General features: G+C 44.5%; 19 protein-coding genes. 9 read left to right on the top strand and 10 right to left on the bottom strand.

Annotation, left to right across the window (positions count from 1 at the left end; all coding sequences use genetic code 11):
- Positions 1-426: 426 nt before the first annotated feature.
- Positions 427-720, bottom strand: a complete 294-nt coding sequence (locus AAEY80_RS05305) for a molybdopterin-dependent oxidoreductase (RefSeq protein WP_264673011.1) — start codon at positions 718-720, stop codon at positions 427-429.
- Positions 721-1,236: 516 nt separating this feature from the next.
- Here AAEY80_RS05305 and AAEY80_RS05300 point away from each other — a divergent pair.
- Positions 1,237-1,542 (top strand): IS630 transposase-related protein, encoded by a 306-nt coding sequence (locus AAEY80_RS05300; protein WP_350587993.1) that lies wholly within the window; start codon positions 1,237-1,239, stop codon positions 1,540-1,542.
- A 12-nt stretch (positions 1,543-1,554) separates the two neighbouring features.
- Positions 1,555-2,079 carry a transposase gene (locus AAEY80_RS05295; RefSeq protein ID WP_201583697.1) on the top strand — a complete coding sequence of 175 codons (525 nt, stop codon included), beginning with the start codon at positions 1,555-1,557 and terminating at the stop codon, positions 2,077-2,079.
- Here AAEY80_RS05295 and AAEY80_RS05290 read toward each other — a convergent pair.
- Together AAEY80_RS05290 and AAEY80_RS05285 are read right to left on the bottom strand one after the other, a co-directional pair.
- Positions 2,055-2,693, bottom strand: a complete 639-nt coding sequence (locus tag AAEY80_RS05290) for a substrate binding domain-containing protein (RefSeq protein WP_350587992.1) — start codon at positions 2,691-2,693, stop codon at positions 2,055-2,057. The genes AAEY80_RS05295 and AAEY80_RS05290 overlap by 25 nt on opposite strands.
- Before the next feature lie 46 nt (positions 2,694-2,739).
- Positions 2,740-2,886: a LysR family transcriptional regulator gene (locus AAEY80_RS05285; RefSeq protein WP_350588006.1), complete on the bottom strand. Its 147-nt coding sequence runs from the start codon at positions 2,884-2,886 to the stop codon at positions 2,740-2,742.
- A 219-nt stretch (positions 2,887-3,105) separates the two neighbouring features.
- Here AAEY80_RS05285 and AAEY80_RS05280 point away from each other — a divergent pair, with 219 nt between their 5' ends.
- The 3 genes from AAEY80_RS05280 (at position 3,106) to AAEY80_RS05270 (ending at position 6,412) form a co-directional block, all read left to right on the top strand.
- The gene (locus AAEY80_RS05280; protein ID WP_350587991.1) at positions 3,106-3,783 is read left to right on the top strand and encodes a glutathione S-transferase family protein; all 678 of its coding nucleotides are present in this window, start codon (positions 3,106-3,108) and stop codon (positions 3,781-3,783) included.
- A gap of 86 nt (positions 3,784-3,869) precedes the next feature.
- Positions 3,870-4,997 (top strand): zinc-binding dehydrogenase, encoded by a 1,128-nt coding sequence (locus AAEY80_RS05275; protein WP_350587990.1) that lies wholly within the window; start codon positions 3,870-3,872, stop codon positions 4,995-4,997.
- A 464-nt stretch (positions 4,998-5,461) separates the two neighbouring features.
- Complete coding sequence (locus AAEY80_RS05270) at positions 5,462-6,412, top strand: EamA family transporter (protein ID WP_025652726.1); 951 nt, start codon at positions 5,462-5,464, stop codon at positions 6,410-6,412.
- A gap of 80 nt (positions 6,413-6,492) precedes the next feature.
- On the opposite strand, the gene cobA is transcribed toward AAEY80_RS05270, so the two are convergent.
- From cobA to AAEY80_RS05245, 5 genes are all read right to left on the bottom strand, one after another.
- Positions 6,493-7,404 (bottom strand): uroporphyrinogen-III C-methyltransferase, encoded by a 912-nt coding sequence (gene cobA, locus AAEY80_RS05265; RefSeq protein WP_025652725.1) that lies wholly within the window; start codon positions 7,402-7,404, stop codon positions 6,493-6,495.
- A 115-nt stretch (positions 7,405-7,519) separates the two neighbouring features.
- On the bottom strand, positions 7,520-10,876 hold the full coding sequence (locus AAEY80_RS05260; RefSeq protein WP_350587989.1) for a nitrate reductase: 3,357 nt from the start codon (positions 10,874-10,876) through the stop codon (positions 7,520-7,522).
- Positions 10,873-12,363 (bottom strand): NAD(P)/FAD-dependent oxidoreductase, encoded by a 1,491-nt coding sequence (locus AAEY80_RS05255; RefSeq protein ID WP_025652723.1) that lies wholly within the window; start codon positions 12,361-12,363, stop codon positions 10,873-10,875. Before AAEY80_RS05255 ends, AAEY80_RS05260 begins: the two co-directional genes overlap by 4 nt.
- 73 nt (positions 12,364-12,436) lie before the next feature.
- The gene (locus tag AAEY80_RS05250; RefSeq protein ID WP_025652722.1) at positions 12,437-14,470 is read right to left on the bottom strand and encodes a bifunctional protein-serine/threonine kinase/phosphatase; all 2,034 of its coding nucleotides are present in this window, start codon (positions 14,468-14,470) and stop codon (positions 12,437-12,439) included.
- A 2-nt stretch (positions 14,471-14,472) separates the two neighbouring features.
- On the bottom strand, positions 14,473-15,984 hold the full coding sequence (locus tag AAEY80_RS05245) for a NarK family nitrate/nitrite MFS transporter (RefSeq protein WP_025652721.1): 1,512 nt from the start codon (positions 15,982-15,984) through the stop codon (positions 14,473-14,475).
- A 591-nt stretch (positions 15,985-16,575) separates the two neighbouring features.
- Here AAEY80_RS05245 and nirB point away from each other — a divergent pair.
- On the top strand, positions 16,576-19,164 hold the full coding sequence (gene nirB, locus AAEY80_RS05240; RefSeq protein ID WP_025652720.1) for a nitrite reductase large subunit NirB: 2,589 nt from the start codon (positions 16,576-16,578) through the stop codon (positions 19,162-19,164).
- A 104-nt stretch (positions 19,165-19,268) separates the two neighbouring features.
- A complete protein-coding gene (gene nirD, locus AAEY80_RS05235; protein WP_025652719.1) occupies positions 19,269-19,664 on the top strand; it encodes a nitrite reductase small subunit NirD in 396 nt (131 codons plus the stop codon).
- Positions 19,665-19,867: 203 nt separating this feature from the next.
- Here nirD and AAEY80_RS05230 read toward each other — a convergent pair whose 3' ends face one another.
- Positions 19,868-20,572, bottom strand: coding sequence for a hypothetical protein (locus tag AAEY80_RS05230; protein ID WP_201577198.1), 705 nt, complete (start codon positions 20,570-20,572; stop codon positions 19,868-19,870).
- 254 nt (positions 20,573-20,826) lie between these two features.
- The gene (locus tag AAEY80_RS05225; RefSeq protein WP_350587988.1) at positions 20,827-21,882 is read right to left on the bottom strand and encodes a hypothetical protein; all 1,056 of its coding nucleotides are present in this window, start codon (positions 21,880-21,882) and stop codon (positions 20,827-20,829) included.
- Positions 21,883-22,138: 256 nt separating this feature from the next.
- Between AAEY80_RS05225 and AAEY80_RS05220 the strand changes: the two genes are divergently transcribed.
- Positions 22,139-23,188 carry a LysR family transcriptional regulator gene (locus AAEY80_RS05220; RefSeq protein WP_025652716.1) on the top strand — a complete coding sequence of 350 codons (1,050 nt, stop codon included), beginning with the start codon at positions 22,139-22,141 and terminating at the stop codon, positions 23,186-23,188.
- A gap of 326 nt (positions 23,189-23,514) precedes the next feature.
- A complete protein-coding gene (locus tag AAEY80_RS05215; RefSeq protein ID WP_025652715.1) occupies positions 23,515-24,813 on the top strand; it encodes an NRAMP family divalent metal transporter in 1,299 nt (432 codons plus the stop codon).
- The last annotated feature ends 176 nt before the right edge of the window (positions 24,814-24,989 follow it).

Below are 24,989 nucleotides of genomic sequence, written 5' to 3'. Positions count from 1 at the left end.
CCGTTGCGGTTTCTAATATATTTTTAATATGGACCTAAAAAAGTCTAATACTAAGCCATTGAATTTAATAAGAAGTGTGCCATAGCCACAGTAAAAATCTAGTGACTGGAGTGTGCTGTTTGATGTGAGTTCTGTAACTCACTAAACATGATTGCTATTTATGTTTTATTTTTTAAGAAAGCATTTAAACTACCATATTTAAACCGATTACAATTCACACTAAACCACCTAAGACTTCTGTTCATCAACTATAGATTAGACAACTTATAAAAGACATTTATTGAAATATAGTTGACTAATACAAGGCTGGAATAACTGCTTCATTGAGCGCTTCCGTCATCGAATCGGCATCTTGTAGCCATAAAATTCATGGTCCTCATTGTAACCACCTTGACTTGAGCCGAGATGGGAAAAATCATGGACAAATTAAATTGCAGTAATCCACTTAACCATCTTGAAACCAAGCTCGTTTTCACACCGCAGTCGTAGTGGCGCGCCATGTAGAACACTGAGTGGATCGTCATTCATATCGAGGGCCAGAATAGTCAGTTCGTGCTGCATATTCTCCATTTTGTGGCAGTCGTAGTAGACGCCGCCATGAGCGCCCTCAGTGAGAGAGTAGAAGACGGCGTAGCGCGCCTTCGGCATCGGACGAACCAAGTCGAGTATATGGCGCATTGGCATGCCAGTCCACTTAGCGACATCGCTCCAACCTTGAATGCAGAAATGAAATGGGTTGTAATTTGCTCCTGCTGCAGCATCGCCCGTAACTCATCCAGGGAGTATTCGCTTGGTCGTTCGACCAATCCATCATCAATGCGCAACTGATATCCGGCGAACTCATTTACTGCAAGATCATCAAACTCTGTTGCCGGGGGTGATTTTTTCTTCAAGTGGATCACGAATCGAAGGGGTATTATGCTTATTGACAGCAGTATTAGGATTTTGATCAGACTTACTCATAATACATCCTTATTTATGGATTAAGATTGTCTGGGTAAGACTGAATAATTAATACTATAGATAGTCTGTTGGCTCAGTTAGCAGTCTTAATAGTTTGTATAACTTGAGCACATGCTTTGCGAACTGTGTTTGACAAAGTACACCGTGGTCTTATTCGAGCACAGTTTTCATCCTTCATCTATTTTCTTAGCATGCTTTTTAACACACTATAGTCGGATGACCACAAAAATGTTATAAAATAAATCAACTAAACGATTACCACTATAAACAACTATGACTTACTCCCTAGATTTTCGCAAACAAGTTTTAAAAAGCTTAGATGAGGGCATGACCTTTGCCGAAGCTGCTGTTTTCTATGATATCAGTCCAACGACTATCCAGAAGTGGAAAAAGCGTCTTCATAGTAAAACCACCCGATATATTAAGCCCTACAAAATAGAGGATGGAGCCCTAGCTCAAGATGTCAAAGACCACCCTGACGATTATCACTATGAGCGAGCACAGCGTTTTAATTGTAGCCCAACAGGCATCAGCAAAGCCTTAAAACGTATTGGTATTAGCAAAAAAAAAGACACTTGAGCACCCCAAAGCTTGTCCACTAAAGAGGGCTCACTACCTAAAAAACTTAACCACTACATCGCTCAAGGGTTTGCTATTGTCTACATGGATGAGAGTAGCTTTGAGAGTGAAACGATGCGTCCTTGTGGTTATGCACCCATTGGTAGCCCCTGCATTGGCAGTTACAACTGGCAAGCCAAAGAGCGAACCAACGTGATTGGTGCGCTATATGGCAAAATGCTGTTTGCACTCGATTGCTTAAAGACCAACATCAATAAAGAGGTTTTCTATCACTGGTGCAAGTTCACGCTGATACCAAAGCTTAAGAAAAAATGTGTCATCGTTATGGATAATGCGACCTTTCATAAGCGCGTTCAAAAGTTGCTTAACAGGCATGGTCACAGGCTTCTATTCTTACCACCTTATAGTCCTGACTTAAATCCCATCGAGAAAAAATGGGCTCAAGTGAAGTTTTTACGCCAAGGCTGGATGGAAAATGACTTATCTAAATTGTTTTATGATATTCATCCAAATCATAACTCTTTTGTAGTGCAGTGACTATATAACAAATAAACGGCCATCTCAGAATTCTGAGTGATTGCTAATGGATGTTCAAACTTAAGCTCTTGTAATGCGCCCGATTCAAGATATTCAGCCAACGCCCATCGCGTTGACATTAGAATACCGTCGCCCGCGCAGGCTTTTTTTGCCAGCCATGGGCCATTGTTTGAAATTGCTACCACTGGTCCTGAGACATCATGCCACTGATCATCCATAAGACATAACCATGGCGTCATTCCTAATGGCGTCTTAAAATAAAGACCCTTATGTTCTCTTAATTCTAGTGCATGATTCGGTACGCCATGTACTTCCAAATAATGTGGTGACGCGACTGGAATAAAACTGTTATCCATAAGACGTTTTGCAATTACCCGCTCATTTGGTGCATAACCACCGCGAATCGCAATATCGACATCATCGCGTCCAAGTGTTGATCGCTCATCACTTAAACTGACATCGAGCACAATTTGAGGATATAACGCACTAAAATCATCCAACACAGGCAGCAATATCTTCTCGCCAAAACCCACCATTGCGCTGATGCGTAAACGCCCCATTGGCGTTGTCTGATAGCTACGAACGGTCTCTTTGCTTTGCTCTAGTTGATTCAATATGTGCTGCACATCGTTATAATAAACTTGACCCACTTCGGTCAGTTTAACGAGTCGAACGCTTTAATAGTGTCGCACCCAAACTCTTTTCCAAATCCGACACGCGTCTTGATAATGAGGATGGCGGTACATCGAACACCTTTGCCGCTTTAGTAAAGCTACCTGTTTCGACGACTTTACTAAAATATCGTATCGCACGCAGTTGATCGAATCCTTGTCTCCATTCAATAAATATTCAATTATTATCATATAAACATCAATATTTGAATGTTTTGACTCTATTATTGTCTTAAAAGCAATAGTGATTCACATTTTACGCTATATATCACCCTATTAAAAAACAGGAATAATATGTTTAGCTTGAGCACTACAACTAAAAGCAACCTTCACGTTAATAACGGAATAATAATTTATGCTTACTTTGCACGGTTTTGCTGCGAGCAACTATTACAATATAGTCAAATATGCTCTTTTGTATAAAGAACTGCCATTCCAAGAAAACCTTATATTCGCTGGTAGCGATGAGTTACTACGCGTCAGCCCAGTGGGCAAAGTACCTGCTATCACAACAGATGAGGGCGTTACTCTTTCAGAATCGAGTGTTATTTGTGATTTTATTGAAGAGACCTACCCTGCTATACCGCTCTATCCTGAATCTGCGACAGAGCGTGCAGCTGTCCGTCAAATCATGAAAATATCGGAGCTCTATTTTGAACTGCCAAGCCGCCGCCTGATTCCTTATGTATTTTCAGGCACCAACGCCCCTGACGATGTCAAAGAAGAAGTACGCCAAGTATTAACTCGAGGCATAACTGCCTTAAATCGTCTATGTCAATTTTCACCTTGGATTGCAGGTGAACAGTTCACGATGGCTGATATTTATGTTCATTATGTAAACACAATCGTCAATGCCTTTGCCGCAACCCAACTTGACTGGGATGTGCTGGCAGAGATACCCGGCATGAAAGAATGGAATGATAAGATGAGTCAATCTGACATTGCCCAAAAAGTAGAGGCAGATCGCTTAGCAAATATGCCCAAATTTATGCAACACGTGAAAGCTCAAATACAAGCTGCCCAATCTAAATAATGTAGCTGAGAATACAATTAAGACTAAAATACAGCCCATATCAATCAAAGCAGTGATGCCACGCATCATTTGCAGGAGCAAAAATTATGACTGATAAAAATATCCAACTGGTTTCAACCATCAGTGACGACAATAAATTAACGCTATCTTTACAAAATGTTGAGATGCCGCAGCCTGGTGCCGATGAAGTCGTCGTTCGTATTGAAGCGGCACCATTAAACCCCTCTGACTTTGGGGTGATGTTTAGCGCGGCTGACATGTCAACCGCCGTACAATCAGGTACTGAGCAAAACCCTATCGTTACCGCTGATGTTCCCGCAAAGTTCATGCCAGCACTGAAAACACGTGTGAATAAAGACACACCTGTGGGTAACGAAGGCGCTGGCACGGTGGTCGCAGCGGGTTCATCGCCAGCCGCACAAGCACTAATGGGCAAAATGGTTGCTGTGATTGGCGGCGGTACATATCGTCAATATCACTGTGTCAATGTAAAAAGCTGCTTGGAATTAAAAGAAGGCACGACTGCTAAAGAAGGCGCTTCGTCTTTTGTGAACCCACTTACCGCACTGGCAATGGTCGAAACCATGCGTGCTGAGGGTCACAAAGCCATCATTCATGCAGCAGCGGCGTCTAGCCTTGGTCAAATGCTTAACCGCATTTGTATGGCTGACGGTATTGATTTGATCAATATTGTACGTAAGGAAGAGCAAGAAAAACTGTTGCGTGATATGGGCGCAAAATATGTGGTCAACTCAAGCAGCGATACATTTATTGCAGATTTAACGGCAGCGATTGTCGAAACAGGTGCCACGATTTCATTCGATCCTATCGGCGGCGGTCAACTATCCAGCGATATTCTCAACTGTATGGAAGCGGCCATTACTGCTGATGTGGAAGAATACAATGTTTACGGCTCAAGCACGTTCAAACAAGCGTATATTTATGGTGCATTAAACCGTGGCCCTATCACATTGAACCGTAACTTTGGCTTTGCGTGGGGTGTTAATGGATTCCTATTATTCAATGCGCTCGCCAAACTGGGCACTGAAACGGTTATGTCGATGCGCAAGCGTGTGGCAGAGGAAATTACCACCACATTTGCCAGCAGCTATACGCATGAAGTCACGCTACAAGAAGCGTTGCAGTTACAGTCAATCGCCGCTTATGGTAAACAAGCCACTGGTGAGAAGTACTTAATCAAACCTCAGGACTGATCATTGCTTAAAAATAATGACTTAAAAAGCGACTTTGAAATACAAAAAAGCAGATATCGATTATGATGTCTGCTTTTTTATTGACTATTAAGGGAAGTGATAAGCTCTTAAGTCGCTCTAGGGCGTGTCCTCAGTTCAACCGATAGCAATCTAAATGGTGATAAAAATGGTTAAATCTTGCCAAACATCGTCAAATAGCTAGGTAATATCTCGATATTATCTGCACTATTTTCCTTGTTTGACTGCAATTTACCTCATTTTTATCACCATTTTTAAAATAAGGACACGCCCTAGTTTGAGTATAATCGATTGATTGCGATTTAGAGTCTAAACAAGGATTAGTGTGTTTAACTGTAAACTTTGACGGCAGCATACGGCATAGGCTGTATTTGTACTGGTCAATTCCATCACGCCCAAACTCAACAATTTAGTGTCAATTAATAATCATTATTTAGGATAATCTGATGACCCCAATCCACATTGCCTTAGCCGTATTGGTTACCTTTATATGGGGTGTGAATTTTACCTTTATTGCATGGGCGCTTGAAAGCTTTCCACCACTAATGCTCACTGCCCTACGCTTTTTCTTTACTGCCGTGCCGTTGGTTTTGTTCCTCAAGCCACCTAAATTCAACCGTACGCTATTTATTTATGCCATCGGTACCTTTGTCATGCAATATGCCTTTGTATTCACCGCCATGCATTTGGGTGCATCGGCAGGATTGACGGCGTTATTGCTACAGGTTCAGATTTTTATCACCGTATTACTGGCTTTTGTCATACTGGGTGAAGCGGTGAGTCGCATGCAAATCATCGGTATGGTGGTCGGTGTGCTAGGACTGGGTGTCATTGCACTCAATCTCGGCGGTGATATGCCTTTGATTGGTTTTATCTGTATCTTGATTGCGGCCATAGGTTGGAGCTTTGGCAATATTGCTTCAAAACAAGCCTCAACACAGCAAAGCATTAGTAACACCTCTACTACCTCGCCTATTAATAGCAATAATAAAGCTTCAAATAAGACATCGGCACTGTCTGCGCTAGCACTGGTAGTATGGGGCGGTCTGATCGCTTGTGTGATTTTGACGTTATCATCTCTACTATTCGAGACCGAAGCATGGCAGCTTGCGACATTTACGCAGGCATCGATTAAGTCTTGGCTATCGCTTGGGTTTATTGTCTATATCTCAACCCTGATTGGCTTTGGACTATGGGCGCATCTACTGGCGCAAAATATAGCCTCTAAGGTTATGCCCTTTGCCCTACTGGTGCCTGTATTCGGTATGGCAACTTCAGTGCTGTTCACAGGAGAGATAGTAACGTGGTGGAAAATGCTGGCGATGACGCTCATTTTATCCGGACTGATATTGGCAAATGTGAAGATGGGACTGGGAAGAAAAGCTGCTAAAACTTAAGCCACTATTAATAAAAAATCATGAATGCCGATACTATTATTATCTTTTGTCTACGCACTGTTTTCGTGCAGGACAGCTGATTAAGTTACCTCCGTAATTTTAGTCGTTACAGTGTTTTCAATGTTAGCAAATACACTTTTACCCAAAGCGCCAAGATTGTAGGCGGCAAACTCATGATATAAGGTCACCACATCGCCCATAATTAAAAGCGCAGGGGTTGGCAAATTCGCGCTCGCTTGCTGACTAGAAATATTGCCAAGCGTGCCGATAAGTAACTGCTGCGTGGGTAAGCTGGCATGGCTAATAATAGCAAAAGGCGTCTCGCTGTCGCGACCTGCAGCCATCAATCCCTGAGTCATCTCATCTAACCGATGCAAACCCATATAAAACACCACCGTTTGCGTGCTATCTAGATGCTCATGATAGTCGTTGTTAGGCGCGCCTGCCTTTTTGCAAGCAGTGACAAACTTGACAGACTGCGCATGATCGCGATGGGTCAATGGGATACCTGCTCGGCTCGCAGCGGCACTGGCGGCCGTGATGCCGGGGATAGACTCAAAGCGAATGCCGTGGCGCACGACTTCTTGGAGCTCCTCACCGCCGCGCCCAAAGATAAAAGGGTCGCCGCCTTTGAGTCTGACGACTGTTTTGCCTGCCAGCGCATGCTTAACGAGTAGCTCGTTGATGCCTTCTTGCGGTAAGGCATGATTGGATCTGCGTTTACCGACGAATATCTTTTCGGCGCTCGGCGCGCACATATCTAAAATATCCTCCGAGACTAAACTATCATAGAGCACGACGTCTGCCCGCTGCATCACACGCAAGGCTTTTAGCGTTAATAGCTCAGGATCACCCGAGCCTGCGCCAACTAAATAGACTACGCCTGTACATACAGAGTCTTGTCTATTTAATGAATTAGCATTTTGAGCACAATTTTGATTCGCCAAATTATGGGTTGCAAGGTTTGGAACAAATACAGATGAATGACTCATGGCGATAGCTCCTAATAACAGTATGAATACAGCAAAGTGAATACTTGACGAACAAATAACTTGAATGACTTGGTTGCCCTGATAACAGTCCTTTTAAACGGTAACTGACTTACCATTAGTAGTACTTATCAGTTGCAAGTGATGTGCCATTTGCCTCTCTAAGTTTGCATAAGTGGCGCGTACTATGCGCGTACTGTGCGATCAATTCATTAATCTGACCGATACATGAGCCACAGTTGGTACCCGCTCGGCAAGCGTTGCCAACCGCTTGCGCGCTACGACACTGCTCATTGGTAATTGCATTAATAATGATGTTTTCTCCGACTGCCATACACGAGCATACCAATGGACCTGGGTCGATATAACCTGTGGCTGGACGACCTGCGAGCAGCCACTTATAGCGCTGATCAACGGGTATCGCCTCGGTACTGGCAAAGCAGCTATCGAGCCAATGACTGCTCGGTAGTTGAGTCACTTCTGGAGCGAAGTAAACCGCGAGCAGTAGTTGGACGTTATCTTTCGTAGCGCTTGTAATATCTGATGCGTGACCATCTATCTCTACACCATTCGTATCCGATTGCGTTGAGATAAAGCGCAGTTGTCCTGCCAATTGATTAAGGGTAAAAGCGCTATTAAGCAACAATTTATCTGTTAGATCATGTTGATAGGTGTCGATAAACTGTTGCCAAAAGTTAGGGTCGAGTAATTGTTCGACAACGTTATTAATTGGACTAGCTAAAGTAATTAAGACACTATTTACTTGCCGACTGATACTCCATGTCAGCGCTGGCAATACTAAATAGGACGAATCATTCTCTGTATTTAAATTTGAAAACGATGCTTGCTCTGATAATTGGGCTCGCTGTTGTTGCGCAAGACGACTGTTTATAGCCTGCAAGTGCACCAGCATGGCGTCTTGGAGATTAGGATGCACCAAAATCTTGCCAAGCGTCTGCATCGGTACGCGACTGATAAAAATGGCTGAGTTTTTAAGCTCAGGCTGCCCTGAATGCGGATCGACTACGGTTGGAATGAGCGTACCTACGCGGGCAAAGCTAGCAAAAGCATCGCTCCAGTGCATCGGCATAAAGCCATCACCGATGCGCATACTATCGCTGATGGCGACTTGTGCCAGTACCTTAGCATGCTCATTTGCATCAATCGACTCACTATCTTTTTCCCTACTTTCATAGCGAGGATGCAACTGCACATAATCATCCTTATCGATACTGAGTTTTTTGGCATCATCGGGATGCAGGGTTAGCGTCGGTACTGACTCATGCTGATTGAGCTGCGACGCCAGTCCCGTACGCGTCATGGTATGCCACTGATCGCGTAGTCTGCCGGTAATTAGTCGTAGAGGTACCGTCAGTAATTTATCACTATCAGACTCAGAAGTAGCGCTCCTGTTATCGCTTTTCTTATTATTCACTTTTGATTTTGAGCGATACTGATGCAGATTGGGCAAGCTGGCCTTGGCGGCTGGCGTGATAGCGATAAGGTTGGCTTGCAGGGGCACGATGCGCGCACCGCCCCATTGAAAGGGCGTCATGGTTTCATAGTCGTCATGACTTAAGAAAGGTAAGATGGTCTTTTGGCTCTTATGATGACTATCTAGCTTTGAGCTAACATGCATCACTGACAAATCTTTTGCTACATTCAGATAGCGCGGTTGATTGGTTGAAGATGCAGGCTGGCTAAAATCATTCTTAAAGGCAGTCAGGGCTATATGCTCATTGAATATCTCGCTAGGATGCTGATAATTAAAGCCTGCCAGCCCCATACGCGTAGCGACTTTCGAGAGTATCCACCAGTCGGGCTTGGCAAGACCGAGCGCAGGCATCAAGGTGCGTTGGCGTGAGATACGCCGCTCAGAGTTGCTCACTGTACCTGATTTCTCACCCCAACCTTGCGCTGGCAAGACAATATCCGCGCAGTGCACCGTATCACTGTCTACCGAGCAATCAGACACAATAACCAAATCGCAGTGAGCGAGCGCTTGGCGAAATCTGTCGGCTTCAGGTAAGCTCACCACAGGATTGGTCGCCATAATCCAAATGGCTTTGATACGTCCATCCAAAATCGCCTCTTCAGCATCGCAAGCTTGGATACCCGCTGTTGGTGCTATAGGCTGCGGCGTTTGCCAAAAGTCAGCTACCCATTGCCGATGTACGCTGTTATTCAACTCTAGATGCGCGGCTAATAGATTGGATAGCGCACCGACCTCACGCCCGCCCATGGCGTTTGGCTGACCAGTAAGTGAAAACGGACTAGCCCCTACTTTGCCGACCCGCCCTGTCAGTAGATGGGTATTGATAATGGCATTGACCTTGTCAGTGCCGCTTTTGGACTGGTTGACGCCCATACTAAACGCGGTCACTGTCTTATCATGGCTAGCGACTAGCTGATAGAACTGGCGAATACTTTGGATACTGACTTGGCAAGCGCTTGCCACTTTCTCAATGCTCCATGTTTTAGCCGCACTCAAAGCGTCATCAACACCGCTCGCATACTCAAGATAAGCCTCATCTGCGCATTCTTGCTCGCTAAGATAATGCAGTAGTCCATTGTATAAATGCGTATCGGTGCCCGCAGCGATAGGCAAATGTAAATCTGCAAACTCGCAAGAGTCAGTACGGCGCGGGTCAATGACTATAAGTTTTTTATGAGCATCCGCTTTTTTGGCAGTAAGGAAACGCCCGAACAATATAGGGTGACACCAAGCCATATTGGAGCCGACTAGCACCAATAAATCGCAAGCTTCCAAATCCTCGTAGTTACTGGGGACGATATCAGCGCCAAACGCACGTTTGTGTCCTGCCACCGCTGATGACATACATAGACGGGAGTTAGAATCGATATTGTTATTACCGATAAAGCCCTTGATAAATTTATTGGCGACATAATAATCTTCAGTCAATAGCTGCCCTGAGACATAGAACATAATGCTGTCGCGACCATGCTTGGCAATGGTGTCATTTAGGCGATGAGCAATATCTTCTAATACCGTGTCCCAATCCGTATTTTCTATGAGCGCTTTTGTCGCAGATGCGTTTATAGCTTTATTACTAGAAGCTATATCTAATGGCGCTATTGGTATAGCCTGTTGTCGTTGCATAGACATCAGCTTGTTTTGATAATAAGGCTCAGTCAATCGGCGCTCAACTCCCAGCGTTTGTGCCAGCGCACTGCCCTTTGAGCACAGTTTGCCAAAATTGGCAGGATGCTCAGGGTCGCCTGTTACACTGATAGTGCCAGCTGTATCAACCTGAGCTAAAACCCCGCAGCCGACGCCGCAATAAGGACAAGTGGTACGAATGGTCGTTACCGAATGGTTGTTTAAAGCGCCTAGTGGCGTTATTTGAGTAGGGTTTGTGGTTGCACTTATATCTTGCGTCGCAATGACTTGGCTTGTCATGTTTTGGGTATTTTTAGAAACCTTTAGAGTCTTTTCGCTGAGGTTGTCATTCATAAGACTTCCTCTACTGCATCCTTTGCTATATTGCTTGAATTTAGGGTATTCAAATCACAGTAGGCCGCACCATAGATTAAATGCTCTCTTATCGCTGTAATATCAGTGCTACTGTTAACCAGTTCACTGTAAAAACCGCCTTCATTTACCTCACCGTAGAGTACCGCGCCGACGAGCTTGTTGTCTCGCAAGTAGAGGCGGTGATAGTGGTTGATGCTGGTTTGCTGATAGGTGATGGTTTCTATATTTAAGGCATCACTTTCATCAAAATCAACTTGTCCTGCTGAAAAAGCACTGATACCAGATACCTTTAGTTTTAATGATAAAGGTTTGCTAATAAAGGGCTGCCAGTTTTTTTTGGGCTCTGAGCTGTTAACTACTATCCCTTCGTCTTTTAACACAGAGTCCTTAAGCACAGTATTTTTTGATAGGGTTTTTTCTAATACAGTATCTTTTAATAAAGCGCCCTTTAATACAGAAACCAAAGTATCGACTTGCTGATTGACGGGCGCGACCATCCCAAACAGCTCACCGTCCAGCTCCACACATTCGCCAATAGCATAAACATTGGGGCAACTAGTGCGCATATAATTATCAACGATAATGCCGCGATTGACCTCAAGATCACTGCCCTTTGCCAGTGCTACATTTGGCACGACGCCTACTGCCATTACGATAAAGTCAGCAGGCAAGGTGCGCCCGTCTTGTAGCAATAACCCGCAGACCTTGCTGGCTGTCGTCACTATACGTTCGGTAATAGCCGAGACTTCTAGCCTGATACCGCGAGAGACCAGTTCTGCTTGCAATAAGGTAGCAGCAGGCAAATCAAGTTGACGGTTAAGTACATAGTCATCCATGTGTACAACGGTCATCGACGCCCCCTGTGCGGTTAATGCACAAGCCGCCTCCAGCCCTAAGACTCCGCCACCAATGACGATCCCTATCTTAGCTTGACGCGCATACTGGCTGAGCGCCTTAACATCGGCGACCTCACGAAAGACGTGAACGCCTATAGCATCATGATTGGGAAAAGGAATAACACGCGCGCTCGAACCTGTTGCTAGTACTAGCTTGGCATAAGTTAGCGTCTGCCCATTATCCAATTCTATTAACTGCTGAGCGCTATCAATCGCATCGACGCTGACACCTGCAAGCACAGTGATACCAAGCTGCTCATACTCTGCTTGGTCGTAAAGATAAGTATCCTCAAACACGGTATCGCCTGCTAGTACAGGGGACAGCATAATACGATTGTAGCCTACGTGTTGCTCTTTGCTGATAAGCGTTATCGGTAAAGAGCTTGAATTTTCCGACGCCGTTTGCAGCCGGGCGCGCGCCAGCTCAATAGCAAAACGGCTGCCTGCCATACCCGCACCAATGATGACGATGCCTGTACTGTCAGCACTAGCATGTAGTGTGGTTTTGGACTTCTGGCAGTTCTTAGTTGTAAGTGGTGCTTGATCATTTGATACCAATGACGACATCATAAGAGTATTCCTTAGCTGCAATGTACAGTAGTAAATATATAGCGTGTCATATCATTTTTGGTTAAAGCTCACCTTATGTGAAATAAGCCAACAGCGATAAAATGAGTACAAACTCAATAAAGCAAATGCTATGCCATACCAGTAGTGGACGGCGGACAATAAGCGGTTCAGGCTCACTAGTATTGCTAGCATTATCAGGGTTAAAATCCTGTAGGAATTCGCCAATCGCTTGGTAGCGAGCTTGGGTATTAGGATGCAGCGCACGCAATAACGCTTGCTGGCTAGCAGCGGGTACACGGTACTTGCGTAAACGTTCGGTCGGCAGGATTAAGGTCTGGTTGGTTTGAGTCGCATTCATGAGTGCTTGCGAGCTAAAAGGACGAGTGCCAGTTAGCAGCTCGTAACCAATCACCGCTATAGAGAATAGATCAGAGTGCACTCCTTTTGGTGCATCGCTGTAATATTCTGGTGCAGCGTAATGTAGATCGCCGTTGGGAGGTCTGGTGCTGTCTTTGAGTATTGAGGAGCTTGCCGAACCAAAATCAATCAGTTTGATCGCACCATCAGCGCTTATTAGGATGTTTTCAGGTTTGATATCTTGATGCAACAGGTAGTGCCGATGCATCACTCGCACTGCCATACCGATCTTGGTGAGTAAATCATAAGTTTGCCACACATCACACGGTGCGTGACGATCAATAAAAGCTCTTAGACTCTCGCCTTCAATGTATTCAGTCAAGTGATACAGATAGTGACTGCTGGCAGGCACAGGATAATAGCGAAGCAAGCCTGACACACTATGTGCTAGGTTTTTGCTTAAACCGGCTTTGTAATTTGATGCGCTATGCGTGTCTGTAAAGGTATTAGGGTCAGCTTGATTATAAGCGCTCTCGCCTGCTCGCTTATGTTTGGATAGGCTAAGCCCTATGCTGCGCTCCTTTAAAAACTCGCGTAGATAATTGCCATCTGCTACAGTATTTAGGCTTGGGGACTTGATAACGAATGTCCGTTTATACTCGTCCTCGACTAAATACACTTCGCTACGAGCCGTACGCGCTATCACCTCAACGACTGTGAAGCCATCGATCCGTGCGCCAACGTCTAAGCCCGTTAATAACTGATAACGATAGATATCGTGAAGGGCAAACGGGTCATTATTACCATTGTCATTATTTACATTGTCACTACTGTCGTTAGTATGATCACCGTCGCCTGTCTTTTTTTTATGGAGTAATTGCGTCTTTATACCGAGTATTATCATCGTTAAATTGTCATGACTGCCCTCATTAAACGCCTGCTCGCATAGGTTTTGACTGATAGAAATATCATTCGCCAGCTTTGACGTCTCCATTGATGTACCTAGCGCTCGTGCTGCTGTACACAGCTCAAACTCAAGCTCTGCGGCGTTAATAGACTCATAGACGCCATCGGTCATTAGTGCCAGACATTCCTCTTGATGCAAGGTAAACACCGACTGCTGCAGCTCAATGTACATATCTGCGCCGATAGCCGCAGACAGCGCCCCTTTATCTTGACCACGATGGACACGGTGGTCTTTGGTCAGCACTGTCGAGCTATTGATATCGATACGATAAATGCGCGAATCTCCCGTATGGAATAAATGGATGCGATCGCCGATGCATAGCAGACCTGACAAAGTGGACAACAAAGGCGGTACGCGCTGATAAACCTGCGGGAAATACAGCGCATCGTTGGCTTTGTTCACCGCTATTTTAATTAGGCTAGCGATTTGATGATCATCAAAGCTTGTCGATGCTGTTTTATCAAGCAGCGTGTTTTCAAGCGCTAAAGTCAGGTGATGAGCCACCGTATTAACCACCAATCGACTGGCCTGTTTGGGAAACTGACAAGCGCTAACGCCATCGGCTATCAATACCAATAAAGGGGCGTGATAATGCTGGTTATTGATACCAATAGTCTCAGCTATCTTGCGATATGGCAGACAAGTGGTCACCAGCAAGCTGTCTTGGTTTTCAGCTCTGCGTCCTTTTGTCGTATAAAAATCCAGCCACCACAGTGCTTCATGCGCACCGTCATGGCTCGTTGTATCTATACTTTGAGCGTTTAGCGTTGTATCTTTTTGCATAGTTAGCTTACCTGAATCTGCGCAAAACTACCGTCAGGCATTTCTTCAACAATCACGCCTTCAGGTTCTTTTAAAAAGAATAGCGCTATGAATCCAACCACGGCGGTTGCCGCAATGACAAAGAAGAACGCTTGGTAGGAGACGAGGCTGAGTACGGTCAGATAAACCACTGAGCCGACATTGCCATATGCCCCTGTCATGCCCGCGAATTGTCCGGTCATACTGCGCTTGATCAGCGGAATGACCGCAAAGACTGCGCCCTCGCCGGCTTGTACAAAGAACGAGCAAAACATGGTGATGAGTAGCGCCAGTGCAATCGGCCACGTCGAGTCGACAATACCCATCAGTACATAGCCGACTGCTAGTCCTGCGGTCAAAATCAGTAGGGTAATCTTGCGCCCAAACTTATCACTTAGCCAGCCACCGCCCGGACGCGACATCAGATTCATAAAGGCGTAACTTGAGGCGAGCACCCCTGCCATGACAATCGATAGATTAAAGGTCTCTTGATAAAACAGCGGCAACATAGACACCACCGCCAGCTCCGAGCCAAAGGTGGCAAAGTATAAAATGTTTAAAATACCCACTTGCTTGAAATCATAACGCTGCGCTTTTGGCACCGGCGTCGTAAATACCTCTTTATTAAAGCGGTAACTGCTGACAAACTCATAAATAAATAGCAGGGTCAGACCGATATAGACTATGTTCACAGTCGCCTGACTGAGTAAGCTGACACCCTCTGGTGATAGCTTCCACGCTAAGAGTGCTAATGCCAAATACATCGGTAGCTTAAAGGTCATCATCAGCCAAAAATCGCCGGTTGAGGTCACCATCATCGCGCCAGATTTTTTGGGTTTAAAATAGGTGGCACCCTTGGGCGTATCACGCACCATCTTATAAAAAATCACGCTATACAGCATCATCACCACCCCCGAGGTGGCCGTCGCATAACGCCAGCCTTCATCACCGCCTAATATAGCAGCGGCAGCAATAGCAACCGTTGGTAGTAGCAATGCAGCCGCAGCGGAACCAAAGTTACCCCAGCCGCCATAAATGCCTTCAGCCGTCCCCAGCTCACTGGCAGGGAACCAATCGCTCATCAAGCGAATACCCACTACAAAGCCTGCCCCAACGAAGCCTAGCAAGAATCGAGACAAGGCAAGGGTGTTGTAATCTTGCGCAAAAGCAAAGGTAAAACAGGGAATCGCGCCAATAGCTAAAATGGCGGTGTAGATGAGTCGTGGCCCAAAGCGATCAGTCAGCATACCGATAATGACGCGGGCAGGTATGGTGAGCGCGACGTTCAATATCAGCAAAGTTTTGATTTGATCTTTGCTCAAATTCAAGGTCTCACCAATGGCAGACAAAAAAGGCGCGTGGTTGAACCAGACAAAAAAGGTTAAGAAAAAAGCGATCCAGCCTAAATGTAGAATCTTATTTTTATCTTTAAAGGAGAAAATATTGAGCTTATCTTGTGTTGGCGCAGCAGATTTAGAGGTTGGCGATGATGACATAAACGAGTTCCTTAAGGGGCTAACTTTACAGTTGTCATAATAAGTAATGGTGAAAAAACTTATCAGTTAGAACACTTAGGGCGGTGCAATGGCTGTGCCAGTAGAAGACTTAGTGGTGATTATCGTTATATATCCTAATTATCAATAAAAGGGTCTACGCCTTGCTATCAAAGACATTCAAGCCTTAATGAAAAGATTAACTATATTTCATTAATAATAAAAACTGTCTTGATTTGGTTATATCAATAAAAAATACTAATAGCGCCATTAGTAATCAATATGGTGCATCACGTCATCTATTTTGGTGCATAACTGAACGCTGTTGCCACTTTTTAAAGCGTAGTCGTTTTTAGCCACTCTTTATTATCCCAATCTCTTTTAGGGCTTTTAGCGCTTTGATTACTTATAAACAGACTAGGTGCACTGCACTCATCCTCACATTATTAGCGACTCATAAAGGGAAGAAGCTGCGCGCACCTTTGGTGCTTGGCACAGTTATTGAATCAGTAATGGAGGTAGGCACTAAATATTACTCTTCGTCACAACCGTTAGACCGCAATATTTAGACAACCCTTTATTGAGGATAAATGTATGAGTAACACAGCAATGAATACAACCAGTAAGCCTAAGCTAGTCGTCATCGGTAACGGTATGGTCGGGCACCATTTCGTTGAACGCGCCATAGAACAAGGCCTACATGAGCGTTTTGAGATTCATGTATTCGCTGAAGAGGATCGCCCTGCTTATGACCGCGTTTATCTATCCAGCTATTTTGAGCACAAAGATGCTGGCAAGCTCAATTTAGTTGATCTTAGCGCTTATAAGTCATCAAATATCGAACTGCATCTCAATCAACGCATTGTTAATATTGACTCAAGCGCCCAATCTATTACCACAGAAGATGGTGAGCAGATTGACTACAGCGAGCTGGTACTGGCCACAGGCTCCTACCCATTTGTGCCGCCTATTACAGGACGCGATCATCCGCACTGCCACGTTTATCGCACTATTGCGGATTTGGACGACATCCTTGCCATCGCCGAGCAACCCTCAGTCAAAAAAGGCGTGGTTGTGGGCGGTGGTCTACTTGGTTTAGAGGCAGCCAAAGCCTTGGTTACCTTAGGACTAGAGACGTATGTTGTAGAATTTGCGCCGCAGCTGATGGGTGTTCAGCTTGATGCCGCTGGTGGTGATATTTTAAAACGTAAAATCGAAGCGCTCGGTGTCACGGTTTTGACAGGTAAAAACACCAAAGAGATAATAGCCAATCCAAATACTGACGGCGCTGATGCGTGTCATCTCACCATGCAATTCACCGATGATACCTCGCTCGATACCGATATGATTGTCTTTAGCGCAGGTATTCGTCCGCAAGACGATATTATAAAGAGCAACCCTGATTGCGGTATTGAGATGGGCGCACGCGGTGGTATCTTAATTGATGAGCACTGTCGCACCAATGCTGAGCACGTTTATGCCATTGGCGAATGCGCGGTATGGGACAATAAAGTGTTTGGCTTAGTCGCGCCCGGCTACAGTATGGCGAGCATTTGCGCGGCGCAAATCGCAGGTCATAGCGAGCAGGTATTTATAGGCGCTGATATGAGTACCAAGCTCAAACTCATGGGCGTCGATGTTGGTAGTATTGGCGATGCGCATGGAAAAGCTGTAGATAGTCTGAGCTATTTATATCAAAACCCCGCGACAGGTATCTACAAAAAGCTGGTCACGACCGCTGATAACAAACGCCTGCTTGGTGCGGTATTGGTTGGTGATACTGAGGATTATAATAACCTATTGCAGCTGTATCTCAATGATATCGACTTGCCCGCTCATCCTGAGAGTTTGATACTACCCAATGTCGAAAAACCGACGATGGGTATAGAAAACCTGCCTGATACGGCAACGATTTGCTCTTGTTATAACGTCACCAAAGGCGCTATCTGCGCTGCAGTCGACAATGGTGCCTACTCGATTGGCGATGTCAAAGCGGTCACTAATGCTGGCACGGGCTGCGGTGGCTGTGCGCCCATGGTTAAGGACACTTTAGGCTACCAATTAACTACCTTAGGCTTTGAGGTCAATAACGACTTGTGCGAGCATTTTGCCTACTCCCGTCAGGAGTTATATAGCTTAATTCGGGTGCATGGTATTCGAACCTTTGATGCGCTACTCACCGAACATGGCAGTGGTCATGGCTGCGAGATTTGCAAACCAACCGTCGCCTCTATTTTGTCGTCATGCTGGAATGATTACGTACTCAAACCTGAGCTGACCCCGCTACAAGACAGCAATGACTATTATCTGGGTAATATCCAAAAAGACGGCACCTATTCAGTGGTGCCAAGAGTACCGGGCGGCGAGATTACCGCCGATAAGCTTATCATTCTCGGACAAGTCGCCAAAGAGTTTAACTTATATACCAAAATCACCGGCGGTCAACGCGTGGACTTATTTGGCGCGCGTATGGAGCAGTTGCCTGATATCTGGACACAACTGGTAGCCGCTGGCTTTGAGACCGGTCATGCCTATGGTAAGTCGCTACGTACCGTCAAGTCTTGTGTCGGTAATGACTGGTGCCGATACGGGGTGGATGACAGTATGGGTCTGGCGATTAGGCTCGAGGATCGCTACAAAGGCGTGCGCTCGCCGCACAAGATAAAAATGGGTGTGTCAGGCTGTATGCGCGAGTGTGCCGAGGCGCAAAGCAAAGACTTTGGCATGATCGCCACCGAAAACGGCTGGAACTTATTCGTCTGCGGTAACGGTGGTATTACCCCGCGCCATGGCGAGCTGTTCGCCACCGACCTCGATACCGAGACGATAGTCAAATATATCGACCGTATTATCATGTTCTATATCAAAACTGCCGATAAGCTGCAGCGCACCTCAAAATGGCGTGAAAGTTTGGAAGGCGGACTTGAGTATCTACAAGCGGTCATTATTGAGGACAGCTTAGGCATAGCGGACGAGCTTGAAGCACAAATGCAGCTGCTAGTCGATAATTATGTCTGCGAATGGCAAGCCACCATTACCGATAGCGAAAAGCTCAAACGCTTCCGTCATTTTGTCAATAGTGAACAAGGAGATGATAACGTGGTCTTTGTCAATGAACGCGCGCAGATTCGCCCCGCAACGGATATTGAAAAAGTCAAAATCCAAGTGACCGAATTGGCTTAAACGCTCTACTGTCTTCTTTAAACACAGCGCTAGCACTTTTTAGAACTGGCTGTGTTTAGAGTCTGATTTCTATTTACTCATAGTCAAACGCTAAGGATAATCCCATGACCCAGCATACCGTTTGTAAACTGCAAGACATCCTCCCTGAGACTGGCGTTTGCGCGCTTATTGACGGCAAGCAAATTGCCATTTTTCGTACCAAAGAAGGCAAGTTATTCGCCATTGATAACTACGACCCTTTTAGTCGAGCAAACGTTCTATCTAGAGGACTGATCGGCGGTACGACGCTGACGAGCGACGACGGTATTAGAGAGTCGATACTTTATGTCGCCTCGCCGATTTATAAGCAGCGCTTTGATCTTGTGACTGGTCAATGCTTGGATGATACAGAGGTAAAGCTTGCGACTTATCAGGTAGAGCGTGATGAAGATGATGTGGTGGTAACTTACCAATTATCAGAAGATTCAAGCCTGACAACCATAGAAATTGATATGGCCTAACGATAGACTTTGCGCCTTTTTAGTTTAGCGTCCATTGATATAAAATAATAACGTCACTAAAGGTCATTAAAACTCACTCTCTGCAGCCCCTTACACCTAAGAGGTGAAGGGGATTTTCTTATACTAATGATAGTCAATACTTTATCACTCAAATACCAAACTAAGATAGAAGTGCATCTATACGGTAAGTATGAAAAGTGGATTTACTCTTTACTGTCACGGTATAAGGTATTTTTTGCCTCTTCCCTAAAGTCCTCATAGGTAATCGCTGGCTCAGTGCTGGCAGATTCATTTTTTACTGCTGTATTCGGTTTGATACTTTGTTTGTCTATCTCTTTTTTATTGCCATGCTTATTTTCTTGAGTCTTTACCATTGGCTCAGCCTCAACGACTGGCGCATTGGCGCTCGTCATTGATGTTTGTTTACTGAGTGACGTTACACGATCAAAGGCAGACACTAAGCTGCCATTCATATCAAGCATCACAACGGTAACAGCAATAATGACCGCGCTGGATACCGCCGTCAAAATGACCAGCTTAACGTTGCTGTGAGACTTGCCTATTGGTTGTTTTGTAGTACTTGATTTTGTAGTGCTTGCTACGGATGATTGAGTTTTATTGAGAATTGGTGGAAAAGTCGTTGTTTGCTCAGACTCGGCCTCTATAGCTGTTATATTGGGATGATAAGTATAAGTATCACAATCTGCTGTTTTTGATGGTGGGTTTTCTGAGCAATACTCTGGTTCATGTACCATGTCTTGCATGGTTTTTTTCAAATATTGTTCGTAAACACTACGCGAGCGTGTATTGATATTGAGCTCACTATCAGGGTGTTCAGGGTGTTCGCTGAGCTCTACACCTTCATTAAAACTGTCATCAAAATCGTGTTTTTTGTCTGTACTTTCCATAGCTCAATACCAAGTCAATCCTTGTCAACAACGGTATATAACCGCATCAATACATTCAATAATACAAATGTATTGATGCTATGCAAGTTGTTTTGGTATGAGCGCTATAACTGACTGACAAACGGTACGAAATATTGAATTTATATAAACGGAAGTTTATTTTTTAATATCTGATAAAATTTTATTTAAGCTAGGGCGTTTTGAACATTCTAAATCTTGGGTAAGTACAGTAACCAACCAATGATTCAAAATTATCAATCATTGGCCTCACGGTATAATGTACGTTGCGACTCTTTCCTAAAGTCCTCATAAGTAATGGCTGGATCGCCACTTGAGCCATCAGCAGATGCGTCTATTGACTGCTCTGTCTCTTCCTCTGTACTGCTATTTTTATTAGCGGCGGCATTTGTTTGCGGTGCGGCGGTTTGATTGCCATTGCTAGCTGTTGATTGCTCAGCATCAACCACTGCGGCCTTGTTTAAGGTAGTTTTAGCCTGAGCTGCTGATTGAGCATTGCTATTAATGTCATTATTTATTTTGTCCTCGACATCGCTCGCCATATTTTTAGAGGCATCAGTAGCAGGCGTTTCTGTCAAGGCAGATAAAATGCCGCTAGCATTCAAAGTGAGCACAATAATTGCGGCCAATAATGTGCCGAGAGCGACACCAATAATGAGCGGCTTTTTATTGCTTGCCAGCTTACCCTGCGGTTTTGTAATCGCTTCAATAACGGGAGCGACTGTATTTTCGATGCCCTTATTTTCAAGGATTGTGTCATCGCCATGAGCTGGATTAGCACTTGTATCATCAGTAGATGTTAAGTCAATTACCTCATTAGTATGTTCAATATGATTACTGTCTAGTTCGAGGTTTAAGTCTTCATTCAAATCTTCATTCAAATTATAGCTATGATAGTTATTGAACGAGTCTGTATTTGATGATTGCTGATTATGTTCTAGCGGAGAGTTATTGTTAAAGATATACTCTTCGTTACTAAAATCAAAACTGATATCTGTAGTTGTGGTATTTGAGGCTGCAACATTTATCTCTTGCTCAGCCTCTGAGCTGGCAAATAACTGTAACTCTTCTGCACTTAAAGGCTCATAGCTAGAGGATTTTTGCGTTTTTTCCCATGCCGTTAATTGGTCGGATTTACCCTCAGTCTGACTACATTCATCTGTACTGCCAACACGATTGATGAAGCGCTCGTAGATATTATTGCTGCGTTTGTGCTTACGTGACTTGGTATTAGCAATTTTAGCCAATTTTTCTTCAAGGTCAGCACTATTGTCATTATTTTTGTCGTTCATAGAATGATACCAAGCCCGTTTATACTACTGATATGGGATAACTGCTAGAATTAAGGGGGTGATACTAATTGCTTGCTAAATTGTAACACTATCGTTAACCACTAATATAGTTAGTCATTTACTTAGCTTCAAACATAATTTGGCTAGGTGAGCGTATTATTGGTACAAAACATAGCCAATAGCGTATTATTTTCTCTTAAGTAGCTGATGAATACAGAAATAAGACAATGAGTAAAAAAGTAATAGGTATAACAACATGGATCTAAAGCAGCTCAACGCCTTTATTGCTATCGCCGATTTGCGCAGTTTTAGCGCCGCTGCCGCCAAGACAGGACTATCGCAACCCAGTCTGAGCCGAGTCATCAAGCAACTTGAGACAGACATGGGCGTGGTATTGGTAGATCGTTATCACAGACCACTACACTTGACCGAAGCCGGTGCGTTTTTTTACGATAAAATCAGTGCCATATTGACAGAGATTGATACCGTTACCAGTATGACCCAGCGCTTATCAGCGCCGAGCGCAGCATTGAATATTGGTTTTGTACCCTCGGTGCTATATGGTCTACTACCCGAAGTAATCGCCACCCTCAAACAGTCCAACCCTGATATCGAGGTTAATCTAAAAGATATCAGCTCGTATCAGCAAATGGATGCGCTAAAGCATGGTGAGATTGATGTGGGGTTTGGTCGTTTTGCGCATCAAGATCCTTGGATTCAACAGATACTCTTGCGTCATGAGCGCTATGTGGTGGCGCTGCCTAAAGCGCATCCGTTAGCGCATGTGCGTGAACAGCGCCTGATAGATTTGGCAAATAATCGCTTGATTCTATATCACCAAACGCATTTGCCCGTCGCCAAAACCCTAGTAACCTCAAACAAAACATCACGCACATCGACGGCAGCGACGTTCACAACTGATGCAAAAAGTAGCGCAGCACACGCTATTCCTAACAGCGAGCATTCACTGATAAATGAGCCAATCACCGAACCTTTGCTGCATTTATTTGCTCAATATGGCATCTCTCCCTTTATGACCACCACCGTGAGTGATTTGCAAGTCGCTCTTGGTTTGGTTGCTGCTGGTGAAGGCATTACTTTAGTGCCGGCTAGCCTACAGACAGTGCGGACGGAACAAATCAGCTATCAGCGGTTGATTCACGAAAATGTCACCTCTCCTATCTATTTACATACGCTAAAAGACTTTGTACATCCTAAAATCCCAGATCTGTTAAGCGCTATCTATCAGGTTTATGAGCAGCGCGGTATCACTTATCGGCAGCAAAAATTTACCTCAATGCCGTAAATGATAAGAATAGCCTGAAATTATCAGATATTAGCCAGTTATTATGGTATAAAGAACCGCAAAAAATAATCAGTCCTGACACTTGATAGTAATCGCTTATTATGCTAACTATCTAGAATGGACATGCAAACAAATAGTAATAATAATTTTAATAACCATTCTCCTGTACGGCATCGTTATGCTAAAGTCGATACAAAATGAATCGTTTTATATTTAGCGTTTTAACATAAGCGCTGTGCAAATGGTATAAAGCGCTTCTCTAATGATCACTGGCAAACTGACACAGGAAAGTGATGATTTGCCGTATTAACCATCTCGAGGTATTCATGTCCACACCACCATTCCATAACCCTAGCACCCCTAATAAAGGCGCTGAAGATACCCTTGCTGCCCAGCAAGAAGGATTTAGCTGGCGCATCTTTGGTCCCGGTATTCTAATGGCGACAGCGGCTATTGGCGGCTCGCATTTGATTTCATCCACCCAAGCAGGTGCCATATATGGCTGGCAGCTGGCCATTATGATTATTTTGGCCAACGTCTTCAAATATCCGTTTTTTCGCTTCGGTACAGATTATGTCTATGATACTGGCGAGAGCTTAATCGCCGGTTATGCTAAGCGCTCAAAAGCCTATCTATGGATTTATTTTGTCTTATCTATCCTATCTGCGGTGATTAGTACCGGTGCTGTGACACTACTTGCGGCGGTAATATTGGGCTTTATGCTGCCAGCTTCCGTGGGACTGTCTAGTATCAGTTTAGCGGTCATAATCGTTGCGGTATCCTGGTTTTTTCTGATTGCCGGTCATTATAAGTTGCTTGATGGGGTCACCAAATGGATTATGATTGCTCTGGTCTCCGCAACCGTATTAGCGGTCCTGATTGCTGCTGGCAAGCCGACGGTGATGACGCCTGATTTTATCCCGACGTCTCCTTGGAATTTAGCGACATTAGGATTTATCGTAGCATTGATGGGTTGGATGCCAGCGCCGCTTGAGTTCGCTGCTATCACCTCGATGTGGACATCGGCAAAGAGAAAAGCGGACAACACCACTCATAAACAAGGTTTGCTTGATTTTAATGTGGGCTTTTTGGTTTCTGCTATTTTAGCGTTGTTCTTTTTAGCATTGGGTGTTTTCGTTCAGTATGGCTCCGGTCAAGAGATTCAAACCGCTGGCGTTGCTTATATTGATCAGCTTATCAATATGTATACTGCCACTATCGGTGAATGGTCAAGACTGCTAGTCGCCTTCGTCGCCTTTATGTGCATGTTTGGGACTACCATTACTTGTGCGGATGGTTACGGTCGTGCCAATGCTGAGTGCTGGCGTTTGCTAAAAGGTGAACACGAGATTAATAGGAAGCAGATTGCTTTTTGGACGACCTATGCCATTGGCGGTGGCTTAATTATTATCAGCTTCTTCGCCGGACAGTTAGGCGCGATGTTGAAGTTCGCTATGATATCTGCCTTTGTATCTGCGCCTATTTTTGGCTGGTTGAACTACTCTTTAGTGAAAAACCATCAAAAACTATCAGCAGGTATGAATATTTATTCGATTATAAGTTTACTGTTCTTAGGCGGTGTCGCCTTATTATTCTTAGCCAACCTCGCAGGTATGCTTGGTTAACTGGTTTTTAAGATTTAGCGAATGGCTGAAACGCCGCTTTTAGCTAATAAAAAAGCCCTTTTAGCTCAGCTACTAGGGCTTTTTCGTTGTTATAGTAAAACAAAGTTAATTGTAACTAAATGTAAAACACCTCAGCTGTCCTAATTCAATTTTTGAGGTTTATGAATAATAGTCTT

Origin of the sequence: Psychrobacter sp. 78a-MNA-CIBAN-0178, from assembly GCF_040309625.1 — a bacterium.
Taxonomy (GTDB): domain Bacteria; phylum Pseudomonadota; class Gammaproteobacteria; order Pseudomonadales; family Moraxellaceae; genus Psychrobacter; species Psychrobacter okhotskensis.
The sequence above is the reverse complement of the archived record's forward strand: the minus strand, read 5'-3'. Positions and strand labels throughout refer to the sequence as shown.

What these genes read in the sequence shown, in the direction of transcription:
- AAEY80_RS05225 (WP_350587988.1), bottom strand. Translation starts at nt 21,882, where the DNA reads ATGAACGACAAAAATAATGACAATAGTGCTGACCTTGAAGAAAAATTG.
- nirB (WP_025652720.1), top strand. Translation starts at nt 16,576, where the DNA reads ATGAGTAACACAGCAATGAATACAACCAGTAAGCCTAAGCTAGTCGTC.
- AAEY80_RS05250 (WP_025652722.1), bottom strand. Translation starts at nt 14,470, where the DNA reads ATGCAAAAAGATACAACGCTAAACGCTCAAAGTATAGATACAACGAGC.
- AAEY80_RS05280 (WP_350587991.1), top strand. Translation starts at nt 3,106, where the DNA reads ATGCTTACTTTGCACGGTTTTGCTGCGAGCAACTATTACAATATAGTC.
- AAEY80_RS05270 (WP_025652726.1), top strand. Translation starts at nt 5,462, where the DNA reads ATGACCCCAATCCACATTGCCTTAGCCGTATTGGTTACCTTTATATGG.
- AAEY80_RS05260 (WP_350587989.1), bottom strand. Translation starts at nt 10,876, where the DNA reads ATGAATGACAACCTCAGCGAAAAGACTCTAAAGGTTTCTAAAAATACC.
- AAEY80_RS05245 (WP_025652721.1), bottom strand. Translation starts at nt 15,984, where the DNA reads ATGTCATCATCGCCAACCTCTAAATCTGCTGCGCCAACACAAGATAAG.
- nirD (WP_025652719.1), top strand. Translation starts at nt 19,269, where the DNA reads ATGACCCAGCATACCGTTTGTAAACTGCAAGACATCCTCCCTGAGACT.
- AAEY80_RS05300 (WP_350587993.1), top strand. Translation starts at nt 1,237, where the DNA reads ATGACTTACTCCCTAGATTTTCGCAAACAAGTTTTAAAAAGCTTAGAT.
- AAEY80_RS05220 (WP_025652716.1), top strand. Translation starts at nt 22,139, where the DNA reads ATGGATCTAAAGCAGCTCAACGCCTTTATTGCTATCGCCGATTTGCGC.
- AAEY80_RS05230 (WP_201577198.1), bottom strand. Translation starts at nt 20,572, where the DNA reads ATGGAAAGTACAGACAAAAAACACGATTTTGATGACAGTTTTAATGAA.
- AAEY80_RS05275 (WP_350587990.1), top strand. Translation starts at nt 3,870, where the DNA reads ATGACTGATAAAAATATCCAACTGGTTTCAACCATCAGTGACGACAAT.
- AAEY80_RS05215 (WP_025652715.1), top strand. Translation starts at nt 23,515, where the DNA reads ATGTCCACACCACCATTCCATAACCCTAGCACCCCTAATAAAGGCGCT.
- AAEY80_RS05255 (WP_025652723.1), bottom strand. Translation starts at nt 12,363, where the DNA reads ATGATGTCGTCATTGGTATCAAATGATCAAGCACCACTTACAACTAAG.
- cobA (WP_025652725.1), bottom strand. Translation starts at nt 7,404, where the DNA reads ATGAGTCATTCATCTGTATTTGTTCCAAACCTTGCAACCCATAATTTG.